Genomic DNA, 14,379 nt, shown 5'->3' with positions numbered 1-14,379 from the left:
ACGCCGGTGGACGTCGAGGCGGTGGTGCTGCGAGCCCAACTGCTCGGCGACGTCGGCCAGTGGCAAGCCGCCGCGGACCTGCTGTCGTCCGGCCTTGCCGAGCACCCGCACGAGGGACAGCTGCTCGAAGCATTCGCCGTCGCGGTCTACAACGTCGGCGATCTGGACCGTGCGCGCGCCGCCGCAGATGCGGCGATAGCGCAACACGGCACGTCGCTGTTGGCGTTGCAGGTGCTGGCGCGCGTCAGCCTCTCGGCGAGCCGCACCGCAGACGCGGTCCGATATGCCCGTCGGGCTGTAGAAGCGAATCCCCATGACGCCGACGCGCACATGCTCCTCGCGACCTGCCTGGCGGAGGTGCCGGATCGACGTGCCGCGAGGGCGGCCCTGGATCGGGCGTTGGAACTCGAATCCCATGACGCTGAGCTGTTTTTGGCCGCAGCACGCGTGGCCCGCCGGTGTGGCGACGACCGCGCTGCGCAATTCATCGCCACCGGATTGAGCCTCGATCCATCAAGTGCTGATCTGCAGACCGAGGCCGCCGCGGCTCGGCCTTTCGCCGGAGGGCGCGTGGCGGGTCTGTCCGCGGTTCTCGTCGACGAACCCACCCACGGCGCAGCACGGCACACGCTCGCGCAGACCGTGTGGGGCACCATCGCCCGGCTTGCCGGCGGCGTCTGGATCTACACGTTGGCGGTGGTCCTCTTCTCCGCGTGGGTGCCGCCGTCGGTGTTGCGTCATCTGGCGCCGGTGTTGATGGCGCCGCTGCTGGTGCACTGGATTCGCACCTTCTCTCGAGTGCGCAAGCAGCTTCCGCGCGGTTACCTGGCCCGGCGGCTGTGGCGCGGTCCGATTGCGTTGGCCGGCATCGGGTTGGCCGCATTGGCCGCATTCATCGCCACGGTCGCACCTGTGCTGATCATCGTTGGATGGAGCCCAAATGGTGTACGCCTCGGGTATCAGGCACTGATCGTCGCGTGCCTGCTGGCCGGTCTCGCTCACGTCATGGTGACCATCGGGCGCCTTCGCAGCGACCGCGACGTGAGCTTGGGCGACCATCTGACCGAGCAATCGGGCTACTGGTTGGTGTGGCTGCTCGGCTTGGGACTGCCGGTCGGCCTGGGATGGGCGTGCTACCGATTGGCGGCGCAGCCCGGCGCGCTGTGGTTTGCACTGATGGTGCTGCCGATCGTGTTCGGGGTCCGCTGTGTGGAGTACGTCGTGGCCCTGGCCGGCCGGGGTCTGCGATGGTCGGGGTATGTCATGGCGGCGCTGTTCCTCGCCGGTTGTGCGTGGCTCGTGCTGTTGTGTGGTCACCGGGCAGCGAGTGTCGATTTCACGTATCAGCCGGGGCCGTTGTCACCCGGCAACATTCAGGTGCCGACGTTCAGCCCATTGCCACCCATACCGACCTTCACGGTGCCGGCGCCCAGCCGCTGAAGCAGCCGACACCGCCGGCCGTCTGCGGGCCCGCCTGCAGGGCTGAGGCCGTCGGCGGCCGTAGGCTCGGGCGGTGCCAGCTCGCAGCCGCGCCGCGGTCTACGCCAGACGACGCAAACGTCGGATGGCGAAGGTCGAGCATGACCTGACGACGCAGCAGTGGGCTGTCCTGCAAGAGATCTGGGGCGGCTGCGCCTACTGCGGCGCCGACGACGCCGACCTGCAGAAGGATTGCGTGCAGCCCATCTCCCGCGGCGGGCGGTACACGCTCGACAATGTGGTGCCGGCGTGCCGGTCGTGCAACGCCAGCAAGTGCAATGCCGAAGTCACCGGCTGGTTGCGCCGAAAGAAGTTGGACGAGGGCGGGTTTCTGCTCCGGAAGGCCACCATCGCCAGGGAACTGGCGCAATACTGAGCCGATGGCCGGTACCCAGACGCCCGAAGTGCGCCTGGCGGAGCTCATCGCCTCGCTCTCGCTGGCCACCGATCTCGGTCTGGGACAGCCGCAGGAGCATGTTTTGCGCCAGACGGTCCTCGCGACGCGCCTGGCCGCCGCCGCGGGCATGGCGCCCGAGCATCAGGCCGCTGCCTTCTACGTGTCGCTACTGGCCTGGATGGGATGTGTTGCCGACTCGCACGAGCTGGCGCACTGGTTCGGCGACGACCTCCGGATGCGGGCCGACAGCTATCACGTGGACAAGGCCGGACCCGGCATGGCGCGGTTTCTGCTGGGACACCTCGCGCAAGGGCAGCCGGCGTTGCAGCGCATCACCATGGTCGGCCGATTCCTGGCCCAGGGCGTCACCGAGATGCCGAAACTGTTTGTCAGCCACTGTCAGACGGCCAGCGACATCGCGGACCGCCTGGACCTGCCGCCCGAGGTGCGCGCCGCACTGCTCGACGCCTTCGAGCGCTGGGACGGCAAGGGTGTGCCGGGGCGGGCCCGGGGCGCGCAGATTCAGCCGGTGATGCGGGTCGTCCACATTGCCGACGACGCCGAGGTGCACCACCGCACCGGCGGTGTCGACGGCGCGCTGGAGATGCTGCGCGGCCGACGGGGGAGCGAGTTCGACCCCGAGCTGGTGGACGTGTGCGGTGCCAGATCCGACGAGATCTTCGGGGGACTCGACACCGTCGACGCCTGGGGCGCGGTGATCGGGGGCTGCGCGTCGCTCGATCGCACCATTCCCGACGCCGAATTGACCGGGGTGCTGCAGGTCTTCGCCGACTACGCCGACCTGAAATCGACTTGGTTCCTGGGCTATTCACGCCGCGTCGCCGAACTCACCGCAGCGGCGGCCAGAGCGGCCGGACTGCGTGACGACGACGTCGCCCTCGCCGAACGCGCGGCGTTGGTACACCGGATCGGGGCCATCGGTGTCTCGACGGGCATCTGGAACAAGCCGGGTCCCTTGACGATTGCCGAACGCGAGCGCGTTCGCACCGTGCCGTATCTCACCGAACGGGTGCTGTGCCGGCAGCCGCGGCTGTGCGAGATCGGCGCGGTCGCCGCGGCCTGCCACGAGCGCATGGACGGCAGCGGGTACCCACGCGGGCTCACCGGCACCGCGATCCCCGCGCCGGCCCGGCTCCTGGCCGCCGCGGCGGTCTACCAGGCACTCGGCGAGGATCGCCCGCACCGGACCGCGTTGGCACCCGCCGACCGCGCCGAGGCCCTGCGCGCGGAGGTCACCGCGGGGCGGCTCGACGGCGCCGCCGTCGGAGCGGTGCTGACCGCCGCGGGCTGCCGGCCCAGCCGCCGGACCCCACTCGTCGCCGGTCTGACCGGCCGCGAACTCGAAGTCCTCGAGCAGCTGGTCCGTGGTTCATCGAATCGGCAGATCGCCCAACACCTTTCGATCACGCCACGCACCGTCGGCACCCACGTCGAACACATCTACACCAAGATCGGGGTGTCGACGCGCGGTGCCGCTGCGATGTTCGCCATGCGCCACGGATTGGTCAGCGCCGCCGAATAGATCGGGTGTTCACCCGATGTGCCGAGGCGCCGGCGGGCCGTAGAACCGATACATGAGCAACGACATCGGCGCGGGATGGGCTGTGGCGGGCGCCTTTCTGGAGGCTTTCGCCGGCCAGGACTTCGCCGCGCTCGCCGAATGCCTTGCTCCCGACGTACATTTCCGCGCCCTGATCCCTCCCGGCCTCGTCGACGTGACCGGCGCCGACGACACCGTCGGGCGCTTCCGGCACTGGTTCGGCGCCGACACGTTCGAACTGGTCGATGCTTCCGTCGGCCGCGTGGGCGACCGCGTCGCGCTGAGCTGGCGGGTTCGCACCTCGCCACCGGGTGACCCGACCGCCGTCAAGATCGTCGAGCAGCGCCTGTTCGCCGCCGCCGACGACCGCATCCATTCAATCGACCTGCTGTGCTCAGGATTTCAGCCCGAACAGAAGGAGAACCGCTCATGAGCTCGAAAGTGGCGATCAGCCTCACCACCGGTCTGGAGGACGCCGAGAAGGTCACCATCGCCCTGCTCATGGCCGTCGGCGCGGCCGAACAGGGACACCCGACGATGATGTTCCTGGCCAAGGAAGCCGTGCGCCTCGCCCAACCGGGGTTCGCGCTCGGCGTCGCATGCGACGGCTGCCCACCACTGCCGGACCTGATGGCCCGCTACGAAGCCGCCGGCGGCAAGTTCCTCATCTGCCCGATCTGCTTCAATGCCAAAGCCCTTGACGCCGAACACGTCGTGGCCAACGCGGACCTCGGCGGCACCATCCCGCTGTGGCAGTGGATCGGCGACGAGCCGGCCACCACGTTCAGCTACTGACGTCCTCGGACAACTCCATCCAGCGATCCTCGAGTTCGGTCACTTCACCTTCGAGCTCGCGCAGCGAGCCCGTGAGGCGTTGCAGCCCTTCGTAATCGCCCTGGTCATGCTCAGCCAGACGCTGGTGTGCCGTGTCGATCTGGCCCGCAAGTTTCTCCAGTCGACGCTCGATGGCGGTGAGTTCCTTCTGTGCCGCGCGCAGCTCTGCACCTGACAGTCCCTCAGTCGCGACCACAGCCGGTTTGGCTGCGGCGGTACCGGTTTGGGCCGAGTGCGTCGCCCGCAGGCGCAGGTACTCGTCGACCCCGCCGGGCAGGTGGCGCAACCGGCCGCCGAGGATGCCGAACTGCTGATCGGTGACGCGCTCCAGGAAGTACCGGTCGTGGCTGACGACGATCAGCGTGCCGGGCCAGGAGTCCAGCAGGTCCTCCATGGCCGCCAGCATGTCGGTGTCCAGGTCGTTGGTCGGCTCGTCGAGGATCAGCACGTTGGGCTGTTCGAGCAGGATCAGGAGCAACTGCAGCCGGCGCTGCTGCCCACCGGACAGATCCTGCACCGGGGTGGACAGCTGGGCACTGGCGAAGCCGAGGCGCTCCAGTAGCTGACTCGGGCTGAGTTCCTGCGCCTTGGAACCGGATCCGAACGTGTAAGTGGTGGCCAGCCGGCTCAGCACCGCCCGCACGGGCTCATCGAGATGCTCGGCGAGCTTCTCCACACCCTGGGTGAGCGTGGCGATCTGCACTGTCTTGCCGTGCTTGACCCGGCCGCCGGTCGGCTCGACCGACCCGTCGATCAACCCGAGCAGCGTCGACTTGCCGGCGCCGTTGACGCCGAGGATTCCGGTGCGTTCGCCCGGCGCGATCCGCCACTCGACGTCCTGCAGCACCTGCCGCTCGCCGTAGGTCACCGACGCGTCGAGAATGTCGACAACCTGCTTGCCGAGGCGCGTCACGGCCAGCGACTGCAGTGCCACCTTGTCGCGGATCTCCGGCACGTCGGCGATCAGCGCGTTGGCGGCGTCGATCCGGAACTTCGGCTTCGACGTCCGCGCCGGCGCACCGCGGCGCAGCCACGCGAGTTCTTTCCGGGCCAGGTTCTGGCGCCGGGCTTCAGAAGCCGCCGCCTGCCGGTCGCGCTCCACCCGTTGCAGGATGTACGCCGCATAGCCGCCCTCGAACGGTTCGACGATGCGGTCGTGCACCTCCCAGGTGGCGGTACACACCTCGTCGAGGAACCACCGGTCGTGGGTGACGACGAGCAAGCCGCCGGCGTTGGCGGCCCAGCGCTTCTTCAGATGCGCGGCCAGCCAGGTGATCGCCTCGACATCGAGGTGGTTGGTGGGCTCGTCGAGGATCAGGACGTCGTGGTCACCGGCGAGCAGCCGGGCCAGGGCCACACGGCGACGCTGCCCACCGGACAGGGTGCCGATCACGGCATTCCAGTCGAGGTCGCCGAGCAGCCCGGCGATGACGTCGCGGCCCCGCGGGTCGCCGGCCCATTCATGCTCGGGGACGTCGCCGACGACGGCGTGCCCGACGGTGTCGGTGTGGTCGAGCGTGTCGGCCTGGTCGAGCATCCCGATCCGGACGCCACCGCGTACCGTCACCCGCCCGGAGTCGGGCTTGAGCCGGCCGCCCAGCATTGCCAGCAAACTGGATTTGCCATCGCCGTTACGGCCGACGATGCCGATCCGGTCGCCCTCCTCGATCCCGACCGTCAGCGAATCGAAAACCACTCGGGTCGGAAATTCCAGATGCAGGGCTTCGGCCCCAAGTAGATGCGCCATCAGGCGCAGATTCTAGGCGTCGGCCGCGGGTGCCTCTGCCACGCCGTAACCAGCGCGTTGTGCCATGATGGCGTCGTAATCGGGGGATTTGTACTTATTTGACCAAAAGGGAGTACCCGGTGGTGGACTTTTCGGTGATCACCGGGCCGGTGGAGCGGTTGGTAGCTACCGCTCAAAACGGCCTGGAAGTGCTTCGCTACGGCGGGCTGGAGACGGGCGCCGTGCCGTCGCCGTTCCAGATCGTCGAGAGCGTGCCGATGTACCGGCTGCGGCGGTACTTCCCGCCGGACGCGCGTCCGGGCGCGGCCCCGGCCGGATCGCCGGTGCTGATGGTGCATCCGATGATGATGTCCGCCGACATGTGGGACGTGACCCGCGACGACGGCGCCGTGGGCATCCTGCACGCCGCCGGTCTGGACCCGTGGGTCATCGACTTCGGTTCGCCGGATCAGGTCGAGGGCGGCATGGACCGCAATCTGGCGGACCACGTGGTGGGTCTCAGTGCGGCCATCGACACCGTCAAGGCAACCACCGGCAAAGACGTTCACCTGGCCGGCTATTCGCAGGGCGGCATGTTCGCCTACCAGACCGCCGCATATCGGCAGTCCCGCGACCTGGCCAGCATCGTCGCCTTCGGGTCTCCGGTGGACACGCTGGCCGCACTGCCGATGAACATGCCGGCGAACCTGGCATCCGGCGTTGCCGACTTCATGGCCGACCATGTCTTCAGCCGCCTCAACATCCCGGGTTGGCTGGCGCGCAACGGTTTCCAGATGCTCGACCCGATCAAGACCGCGCAGTCGCGCCTCGATTTCTTGCGCCAGTTGCACGACCGCGAGGCCCTGTTGCCGCGTGAGCAGCAGCGACGGTTCCTGGCCAGCGAGGGCTGGATCGCCTGGTCCGGCCCGGCCATCGCGGAGCTGCTCAAGCAGTTCATCGCGCACAACCGCATGATGACCGGCGGTTTCGCCATCCACGGCAACCTGGTGACGCTGTCCGACATCACCTGCCCGGTCCTGGCCGTGGTCGGTGAGGTCGACGACATCGGTCAGCCCGCCGCCGTGCGCGGTATCAAGCGCGCCGCCCCGGAGGCCGATGTCTACGAATACCTCATTCGCGTCGGGCATTTCGGTCTCGTCGTCGGTTCCAAGGCCGCCAGTCAGAGTTGGCCGACGGTGGCGTCGTGGGTCAAGTGGCTCGACGCCGGCGGACCGATGCCGTCCGACGTGGTACCGATGCCGCTGCAGTCCGAACTGCCGCGCGAGTCGGTGCCGTTGGCGATCCGCGTGGCGCACGGTGCTGCCGCCGCGACGGAGATGGCGTTCAGCCTTGCCAACACCGCGGCCGACGCCGTGGTGACGGCCGGTAAGTCGACGCGGGCACTGGCCATCGAGACCGTCCGGACCCTACCGCGGCTGGCCCGTCTCGGTCAGATCAACGACCACACGCGAATCTCGTTGGGCCGCATCATCTGCGAGCAGGCCCAGGGCGCGCCGGACGGTGAGTTCCTGCTGTTCGACGGCCGCGTGCACACCTACGAGGCAGTGGACCGCCGCATCAACAACGTCGTGCGTGGTCTCATCGAAGTCGGTGTCCGACAAGGCGTTCGGGTCGGCGTGCTGATGGAGACCCGCCCCAGTGCGCTCGTCGCCATCGCGGCGCTGTCACGTCTCGGCGCGGTGGCCGTGCTGATGCCGCCCGACGCCGACCTGGCCGTGGCCGCCCGCCTCGGCGGCGTCACCGACATCATCTCCGACCCGGCCAATCTGGATGCGGCCCGGCGGCTGCGGACCCGCGTCCTGGTGCTCGGCGGCGGCGAGAACCGCGACCTGCACGTGTCCGATGACGCCGACGTCGTGGACATGGAGCAGATCGACCCCGACGTCGTTGAGCTGCCCGGCTGGTACCGGCCCAACCCCGGCTACGCGCAGGACCTGGCCTACATCGCGTTCGCGAACGTTGGCGGCGAGCTGGTGGCCCGGCAGATCACCAACTTCCGCTGGGCGCTGTCGGCATTCGGCACCGCCTCGGCGGCCAACCTGGGCCGCGGCGACACCGTCTACTGCCTGACCCCGCTGCACCACCAGTCCGGCCTGCTCGTGTCGCTCGGCGGCGCTGTCGTCGGCGGTGCGCGCATCGCGCTGTCCCGCGGGCTGCGCCCCGACCGTTTCGTGCACGAACTGCGGCAGTACGGCGTCACGGTGGTGTCCTACACCTGGGCGATGCTGCGCGACGTCATCGACGACCCGTCGTTCGTGATCAACGGAACCCACCCGGTGCGCCTGTTCATCGGCTCGGGTATGCCGGCCGGGTTGTGGCGCCGCGTCGAGGAGGCGTTCCAGCCCGCACATGTGCTGGAGTTCTTCACCACGACCGACGGTCAGGCCGTGCTGGCCAACGTGTCGGGCGCCAAGATCGGCAGCGAGGGCCGGCCACTACCGGGCGGCGGCCAGATCGCGTTGGCCGCCTACGACGTCTATGACGACCTCATCCTCGAGGGCGACGACGGTTTCGTGGCGCTCGCCGAGCCCAACGAGGTGGGCGTGTTGCTGGCCAAGCCGCGTGGACCTGTCGACCCGACCGCGTCGGTCAAGCGCGGTGTTTTCGCGCCGGGGGACACCTGGGTCTCGACCGAGTTCCTCTTCCGCCGCGACGACGACGGCGACTACTGGATGGTCGACAACCGCCGTTCGGTCATCCGCACCCCGCGCGGCGCCGTGTTCGGCAAGGAGGTCGGCAATGCGCTGGGCCGTCTCGACGCGGTCGACATCGCCGTGACCTACCGGGTGCCGGTCGGCGATCGGGAGCTGGCGGTCACGGCGTTGAGCCTGCGTCCGGGCGGCAGCGTGCTGCCCGCCGACCTCCGTGAGGCGTTGGCCGATCTGCCGGTCGGCGTGGTGCCGGACCTCGTCCACGTGGTGCCGGAGCTGGCGCTCAACGCGTCGTATCGCCCGGTGCTGGCCGAACTGCGGGCCGCCGGCGTGCCCGAATCGACGGACAATTCTTGGCAGTTCGACGTCGACAGTGACTCGTTCGTGCCCTTCACCGCGGCCGCCCAGGCCGAGTTGACCGGGACGAGCAGTCTGTCGTGACAGCCTGCCGGTCCTCGTCGTCGCTGTTAGGCTGCGGTTTGTCAGTCGGGGTTACACGCCGTCGGGCGCAGATATCGAATGGAGAACGCATGACGTCACACACCAGCCGTCGCCGGCGTGGTGTTGCCGGCGCGATTCTGGCGGGAGCTGTGGCCGTCGGGATGATGATCACTCCTGCGGCGGCACATGCCGACGTCCTGGACGACCTCGACGCCGAGTACGACATCGGTGCCAGTGGCGGCGACCTCGCGAAGCTGCTGCACACGTCGCTCAAGCTGCGTGCCCAGGGCTTCGGCCCCTCGAGGGGCAACCTCGCTGATATCGAGGCGGCCCTCGATCAGCGTCCGAACCAGGTACCGCTGATCCATGCGCTGCAGGACACGGTGAAGTTCCAGAAGCGCAATCAGGCCCGTGCCGCCGGCGTGAAGCCGCAGAACCCCATCGTCATCGGTGGTCCGGGTGGCCTGCCACCCGGCCTGGTGCCGGGTACCGGTGGCTCGCAGATTCCGTTGGGTGGCTGACGCCAGGTGATCGACGAAGCTTTGCGCGCGATTTTGGTGTGCCCGCAGGACCGGGGTGAGCTGCTGCTGGTCGGCGACGAATGCCTGTACAACCCGCGGTTGCGCCGGGCGTACCGGATCGACGCCGGGGTACCGGTGCTGCTCATCGACGAGGCGGTCGACGTCACCGACGACGCCGAGCATCAGCGACTGCTCGGCGCTGCCCAGCGTTAGCTCAGTGCCGGCAGGTCGCCGGTGAGGTAGCGCTGCAGGTTGGGGGCGATCGTTTCCGCGATCTGTTGCACCGGGAGCGATCTGAACGGTTCCAGTTGCAGGATGTAGCGGGCCATCACGACGCCCATCAGCTGGGAAGCGACGAACTGCACGCGGATTCGTCCCGTGCCGGGCGGGTTGTCAACCCGCGCACCGACTTCGGCGGTGATGACGTCCTCGAGGAAAATCCGGATCAGGTTGACGTCGTCACCCGCGAGCATCGAGCGCAACGCCGCGATGAACCCCACGCCGAGCTCCGAGTCCCAGATCGGGAACAGCAGCGACGGCAGGGTGTGGCCGAGTTCGTCGACGGGGGTGTCCCGCAACGGGCCCAGCACCATCTGCGGATCGATGGGAATGTGCACTGCCGCTGCGAACAGCTGCTGCTTGGTCCCGAAGTAGTGATGCACCAGCGCCGCGTCGACACCGGCGGCCGAGGCGATCGCTCGCACGGAGGTGTTGTTGAAACCGTTGCGGGCGAACAGGTCCCGCGCACACGACAGGATCGTCTCCTTCGTGTCCGAGGTTCCGGTGGGACGACCGGGCGGCTTGCGGCGCGGCCGCGGCTGTGTCGTGGTCATGGGGTCCGACGGCGCAGGGTCGCAGCGGCCAGACACATGGTGACGACGGCGAACGCGATCACAATGACGATGTCGCGCATCGTGGTGCTGGTGATGTCGGGGTGGTCGGCCACTTGTTGGAGAGCCTCGAGCGCGTAGGTCGCGGGTAGTGCGTCACTGATCCACCGTAACCAGTCGGGCAGCATTTCGCGGGGAACGATGATGCCGCACAACAGCAGTTGCGGCACGATCACGACCGGCATGAACTGCACGGCCTGGAACTCGGTACGCGCGAAGGCACTGCACAACAGCCCCAGTCCGACGCCGAGCACCGCGTTGATGATCGCGATCAGGAAGACCAGGGCGGGACTGCCCGCGGTGTCGAACCCGAGGAACCAGAACGACACCAGGCAGGCCAGCGTCGCCTGGGCGGCCGCAGCCACCGAGAATGCCGATCCGTAGGCGGCCAGCAGATCCAGCCGGCGCAGGGGAGTGGTCAGGATTCGTTCCAACGTGCCCGAAACCCGTTCGCGCTGCATGGTTATCGAGGTGATCAGGAACATGACGATCAGCGGGAAGACGCCGAGCAGGATCAGACAGGCGTTGTTGAACGGCGACAGCGTGCCGGGACGGTGCGGCAGATCGTCGAACATGAAGTACATCAAGGTGATGACGGCACTCGGCACCACGAGGATCATCGCCATGCTGCGATGGTCGGCGGCGAGCTGACGCAGGATGCGGGCCGTCGTGGCCAGGTAGGGCCGGAGCGTCAGCCGGCTCTGGCCGCGGTGCTGCGCCGGATGATGGTCAGGAACGCTTCCTCCAGCGATGAACATCCGGTGTCCTCTCGTAGTTGCGTGGGCGTGGTGTGTCCGAGCAGGCGGCCGTCGCGCATCAGCAGCAGTTCGCCGCAGTGATCGGCCTCGTCCATGACATGGCTGGACACCAGCAGGGTGGTGCCGTCGCGGGCCAGTCGGTCGAACTGGTCCCAGAGGTCGACCCGCAGGACCGGATCCAGTCCGACCGTCGGTTCGTCGAGCACGAGCAGGTCAGGTTTGGACACCAACGCACAGGCCAATGAGGCGCGCGTCCGCTGACCGCCGGACATGTTGCCGCACAACGCGGTTCGGTGATCCTGGAGGCCGACGGCAGCGATGGCCTCGTCGGCCGCGGTCTTGCTCGAGCCCGTCAGCGCAGCGAAATACCGCACGTTGTCGATGACGCGCAGATCGTTGTAGACCGTCGGCTCCTGGGTCACGTACCCGACGCGTCGGCGCAGGTCGGCCGATCCGCCGGGTTTCCCGAGCACGGTGACCGTGCCGTTCGTGATGATCTGCGTACCGACGATGGCGCGCATCAGGGTGGTTTTGCCGCAGCCGGACGGGCCGAGCAACCCGGTGATGCTGCCACGCCGGACCTGCAGGGACACCCCGTCGATCGCGCGCCGCTTACCCCGGATCACGGTCAGGTCCTCGATCCGAATTGCCACGTCAGCGGCATCACCGTGTAATTCACCAACCGATGAACTCATCATGTGATGAATACTCCGCTCCTGGTGTCGACGTGTCAACGGCCGGCTCGGACCGGGCAGAATGGCGGGCCATGAGTGCCGAGCTACTCGCCGTCGATCCCGTCACCGCGGCCCGACGCCTGCTCGGCGCCACGTTGTACGGCCGGGACGTCGTCGCGACCGTGGTCGAGGTCGAGGCCTATGGCGGCCCACCATCGGGGCCCTGGCCGGATGCGGCTGCGCACTCGTTCCGCGGGCCGACGCCCCGGAGCTCGGTGATGTTCGGGCCGGCCGGGCATTTGTACACCTACCGCAGTCACGGAATCCACGTGTGCGCCAACGTCGTTTGTTGCACTGACGGCGTGGCGGGTGCCGTACTGCTCCGTGCGGCCCGCGTCGTCGACGGTGGCGGCGTGGCCGCGGGCCGGCGGCGGGCCGGCATCGCGCCCGCGGCGTACGCTCGCGGCCCGGGCAATCTGTGCGAGGCGCTCGGAATCACCTTGGCGGACAACGGCATTGACCTGGTGGATCGCCGATCACCTGTCCGGATCGAACTGAACCCGCCGCAGGAGGGCAGCGCCGGGCCGCGAGTGGGCGTCAGCCAGGCCGCCGACCGCCCCTGGCGGTTCTGGTTGCCGGGCACCCCTGAAGTGTCGAACTACCGGCGCAGTCCCCGGGCGCCGGCACCGGGCGACAGTGACTGATGACAGGCGATGACCTGCAATAGGGGAAGATCGACGACGTGAGTACTGGCATCCTCGACGAACTGGACTGGCGCGGCCTGATCGCGCAATCGACCGACCGCGAAGCGCTCGCCGCCGCGACGACGGATGGGCCGCTCACGCTGTATGCCGGCTTCGACCCGACCGCGCCCAGCCTGCACGCCGGACACCTGGTTCCCCTGCTCACGCTGCGGCGATTCCAGCAGGCCGGCCACCGACCCATCGTGCTGGCCGGCGGTGCCACCGGCATGATCGGCGATCCCCGCGACAACGGCGAGCGGACGATGAACACCGCCGACACCGTCGCCGACTGGGCCGAACGTATTCGCGGTCAACTGGAGCGATTCGTCGAGTTCAACGACTCGGGCAACGGCGCGATCGTCGAGAACAACCTGTCCTGGACCGGGCCGATGTCGGCCATCGAGTTCTTGCGTGACCTGGGCAAACACTTCTCGGTCAACGTCATGCTCGACCGCGACACCATCAAGCGGCGGCTCGAAGGCGACGGCATCTCGTACACCGAGTTCAGCTACATGCTCCTGCAGGCCAACGACTTCGTCGAGCTGTACAAGAAGCACGGCTGCAGTCTGCAGGTCGGCGGCTCTGACCAGTGGGGAAACATCATCGCGGGCGTCCGCCTGGTGCGCCAGAAGCTGGGTGCGACCGCACATGCGCTGACGGTTCCGCTCGTCACCTCGGCCGACGGCAAGAAATTCGGCAAGTCGACCGGCGGCGGCAATCTGTGGCTCGATCCCGAGCTGACCAGCCCTTATGCCTGGTACCAGTACTTCGTGAACGCGGCCGACGCCGATGTCGTGGGCTACCTGCGCTGGTTCACCTTCCTGTCCGCCGACGAGCTCGGTGAACTCGCGACCGCTACCGCGGAGCGTCCCCATGAGCGAGCTGCGCAACGCCGGCTGGCCCGGGAGTTGACCACGTTGGTGCACGGTCAGGCGGCGACCGACGCCGTCGAGCTGGCGAGTCAGGCGCTGTTCGGCCGTGCCGAACTCGCAGATCTCGACGAGTCGACGCTGTCGGCGGCGTTGACGGAGGCCAGCAATGGCCAGGTCGCGGAGCTGGCGCCAGGTGGTCCGGACGGGATCACCGATCTGTTGGTTGCGACGGGCCTGTCGAAGAGTCGCGGGGAAGCGCGCCGCACGGTCGCCGAGGGCGGCGTCTATGTGAACAACGCGCGAGTGGAAAGCGACGAGTGGGTACCACAGCCGTCGGACTTTCTCGGTGAGCGCTGGCTGGTGTTGCGGCGTGGCAAGCGCCACATCGCGGGGGTGCGGCGGGTTGGCGGCTCCGGCCAGGGCTGACGACCCCTCTGACCAGGGGAAACGGCTCGCTGACCTGGCGATTTGACTCGCTGTTAGCCCTGCCGTAACTTATTCCAGGTCAGAGCGACACGGACAAGCGCCGGAGAGCGAAGACCAAATCCGAGAGTAACACCCATTAAGTTGGGAGTTCCTCACTGCCCGCACTACGGACCGCGGCTTTTAGCCGCGGGTTTGTTGCGCGGTCAGGCCGGGCGTGTTGTTTGAGAACTCAATAGTGTGTTTGGTGGTTTTTGTTTGTTGTTTTTTGGCCATGCCTCGTGTTTTCCCGTTTGTGGGGTGTGGTTGTTTTTTTGATGCCAGTTTTTGGTGTCTTTTGTTTAGGTCAGATTGTTCTGAACTGTAAATTCTGCCTCGTTTTGCGAGG

General features: G+C 67.9%; 15 protein-coding genes. 10 read left to right on the top strand and 5 right to left on the bottom strand.

Annotated elements, in window-relative coordinates:
* Positions 1-6 precede the first annotated feature (6 nt).
* From VXD91_RS07900 to VXD91_RS07880, 5 genes are all read left to right on the top strand, one after another.
* A complete protein-coding gene (locus tag VXD91_RS07900) occupies positions 7-1,440 on the top strand; it encodes a tetratricopeptide repeat protein (RefSeq protein ID WP_318987253.1) in 1,434 nt (477 codons plus the stop codon).
* A gap of 124 nt (positions 1,441-1,564) precedes the next feature.
* Positions 1,565-1,855, top strand: a complete 291-nt coding sequence (locus tag VXD91_RS07895; RefSeq protein ID WP_318987273.1) for an HNH endonuclease — start codon at positions 1,565-1,567, stop codon at positions 1,853-1,855.
* A gap of 4 nt (positions 1,856-1,859) precedes the next feature.
* A complete protein-coding gene (locus VXD91_RS07890; RefSeq protein ID WP_346415120.1) occupies positions 1,860-3,419 on the top strand; it encodes an HD domain-containing phosphohydrolase in 1,560 nt (519 codons plus the stop codon).
* 52 nt (positions 3,420-3,471) lie between these two features.
* Positions 3,472-3,870, top strand: coding sequence for a nuclear transport factor 2 family protein (locus VXD91_RS07885; protein ID WP_346415119.1), 399 nt, complete (start codon positions 3,472-3,474; stop codon positions 3,868-3,870).
* The gene (locus tag VXD91_RS07880; protein WP_346415118.1) at positions 3,867-4,232 is read left to right on the top strand and encodes a DsrE family protein; all 366 of its coding nucleotides are present in this window, start codon (positions 3,867-3,869) and stop codon (positions 4,230-4,232) included. The genes VXD91_RS07885 and VXD91_RS07880 overlap by 4 nt, the downstream gene beginning before the upstream one ends.
* On the opposite strand, the gene VXD91_RS07875 is transcribed toward VXD91_RS07880, so the two are convergent.
* A complete protein-coding gene (locus tag VXD91_RS07875) occupies positions 4,222-6,018 on the bottom strand; it encodes an ABC-F family ATP-binding cassette domain-containing protein (protein WP_346415117.1) in 1,797 nt (598 codons plus the stop codon). The genes VXD91_RS07880 and VXD91_RS07875 overlap by 11 nt on opposite strands.
* A 119-nt stretch (positions 6,019-6,137) precedes the next feature.
* On the opposite strand from VXD91_RS07875, the gene VXD91_RS07870 reads away from it, so the two are divergent.
* The 3 genes from VXD91_RS07870 (at position 6,138) to VXD91_RS07860 (ending at position 9,844) form a co-directional block, all read left to right on the top strand.
* Positions 6,138-9,110, top strand: a complete 2,973-nt coding sequence (locus VXD91_RS07870; protein WP_226518640.1) for an acyl-CoA synthetase — start codon at positions 6,138-6,140, stop codon at positions 9,108-9,110.
* An 89-nt stretch (positions 9,111-9,199) separates the two neighbouring features.
* Positions 9,200-9,631 (top strand): hypothetical protein, encoded by a 432-nt coding sequence (locus VXD91_RS07865; RefSeq protein ID WP_138249663.1) that lies wholly within the window; start codon positions 9,200-9,202, stop codon positions 9,629-9,631.
* A gap of 6 nt (positions 9,632-9,637) precedes the next feature.
* A complete protein-coding gene (locus VXD91_RS07860) occupies positions 9,638-9,844 on the top strand; it encodes a Trm112 family protein (protein ID WP_138249662.1) in 207 nt (68 codons plus the stop codon).
* On the opposite strand, the gene VXD91_RS07855 is transcribed toward VXD91_RS07860, so the two are convergent.
* From VXD91_RS07855 to VXD91_RS07845, 3 genes are read right to left on the bottom strand one after another with little or no spacing between them, the layout of a single operon-like run.
* Positions 9,841-10,464 carry a TetR family transcriptional regulator gene (locus VXD91_RS07855; RefSeq protein ID WP_138249661.1) on the bottom strand — a complete coding sequence of 208 codons (624 nt, stop codon included), beginning with the start codon at positions 10,462-10,464 and terminating at the stop codon, positions 9,841-9,843. The two genes, VXD91_RS07860 and VXD91_RS07855, sit on opposite strands and share 4 nt — an antisense overlap.
* Entirely contained in the window at positions 10,461-11,279 is an 819-nt protein-coding gene (locus VXD91_RS07850; RefSeq protein ID WP_346415116.1) for an ABC transporter permease, read from the bottom strand. The genes VXD91_RS07855 and VXD91_RS07850 overlap by 4 nt, the downstream gene beginning before the upstream one ends.
* A complete protein-coding gene (locus VXD91_RS07845; protein WP_064860763.1) occupies positions 11,213-11,977 on the bottom strand; it encodes an ABC transporter ATP-binding protein in 765 nt (254 codons plus the stop codon). The genes VXD91_RS07850 and VXD91_RS07845 overlap by 67 nt, the downstream gene beginning before the upstream one ends.
* Before the next feature lie 68 nt (positions 11,978-12,045).
* On the opposite strand from VXD91_RS07845, the gene VXD91_RS07840 reads away from it, so the two are divergent.
* Together VXD91_RS07840 and tyrS are read left to right on the top strand one after the other, a co-directional pair.
* The gene (locus VXD91_RS07840) at positions 12,046-12,657 is read left to right on the top strand and encodes a DNA-3-methyladenine glycosylase (RefSeq protein ID WP_346415115.1); all 612 of its coding nucleotides are present in this window, start codon (positions 12,046-12,048) and stop codon (positions 12,655-12,657) included.
* Positions 12,658-12,695: 38 nt separating this feature from the next.
* Positions 12,696-13,994: a tyrosine--tRNA ligase gene (gene tyrS, locus VXD91_RS07835; RefSeq protein WP_226518636.1), complete on the top strand. Its 1,299-nt coding sequence runs from the start codon at positions 12,696-12,698 to the stop codon at positions 13,992-13,994.
* 180 nt (positions 13,995-14,174) lie between these two features.
* Here tyrS and VXD91_RS07830 read toward each other — a convergent pair.
* Positions 14,175-14,379, bottom strand: a 205-nt coding sequence (locus VXD91_RS07830; RefSeq protein ID WP_346415114.1) for a hypothetical protein, incomplete at its 5' end; no start/stop codon positions are given.

The organism is Mycobacterium sp. SM3041, from assembly GCF_039668335.1.
Lineage (GTDB): Bacteria > Actinomycetota > Actinomycetes > Mycobacteriales > Mycobacteriaceae > Mycobacterium.
Note: the sequence above shows the minus strand (reverse complement) of the source record. Positions and strands in the feature narration are given on the sequence as shown.

Coding starts and splice junctions, on each gene's coding strand:
- VXD91_RS07855 (WP_138249661.1), bottom strand. CDS start 10,464: ATGACCACGACACAGCCGCGGCCGCGCCGCAAGCCGCCCGGTCGTCCC.
- VXD91_RS07845 (WP_064860763.1), bottom strand. CDS start 11,977: ATGATGAGTTCATCGGTTGGTGAATTACACGGTGATGCCGCTGACGTG.
- VXD91_RS07880 (WP_346415118.1), top strand. CDS start 3,867: ATGAGCTCGAAAGTGGCGATCAGCCTCACCACCGGTCTGGAGGACGCC.
- VXD91_RS07850 (WP_346415116.1), bottom strand. CDS start 11,279: ATGTTCATCGCTGGAGGAAGCGTTCCTGACCATCATCCGGCGCAGCAC.
- VXD91_RS07865 (WP_138249663.1), top strand. CDS start 9,200: ATGACGTCACACACCAGCCGTCGCCGGCGTGGTGTTGCCGGCGCGATT.
- VXD91_RS07885 (WP_346415119.1), top strand. CDS start 3,472: ATGAGCAACGACATCGGCGCGGGATGGGCTGTGGCGGGCGCCTTTCTG.
- VXD91_RS07890 (WP_346415120.1), top strand. CDS start 1,860: ATGGCCGGTACCCAGACGCCCGAAGTGCGCCTGGCGGAGCTCATCGCC.
- VXD91_RS07840 (WP_346415115.1), top strand. CDS start 12,046: ATGAGTGCCGAGCTACTCGCCGTCGATCCCGTCACCGCGGCCCGACGC.
- VXD91_RS07875 (WP_346415117.1), bottom strand. CDS start 6,018: ATGGCGCATCTACTTGGGGCCGAAGCCCTGCATCTGGAATTTCCGACC.
- VXD91_RS07895 (WP_318987273.1), top strand. CDS start 1,565: ATGGCGAAGGTCGAGCATGACCTGACGACGCAGCAGTGGGCTGTCCTG.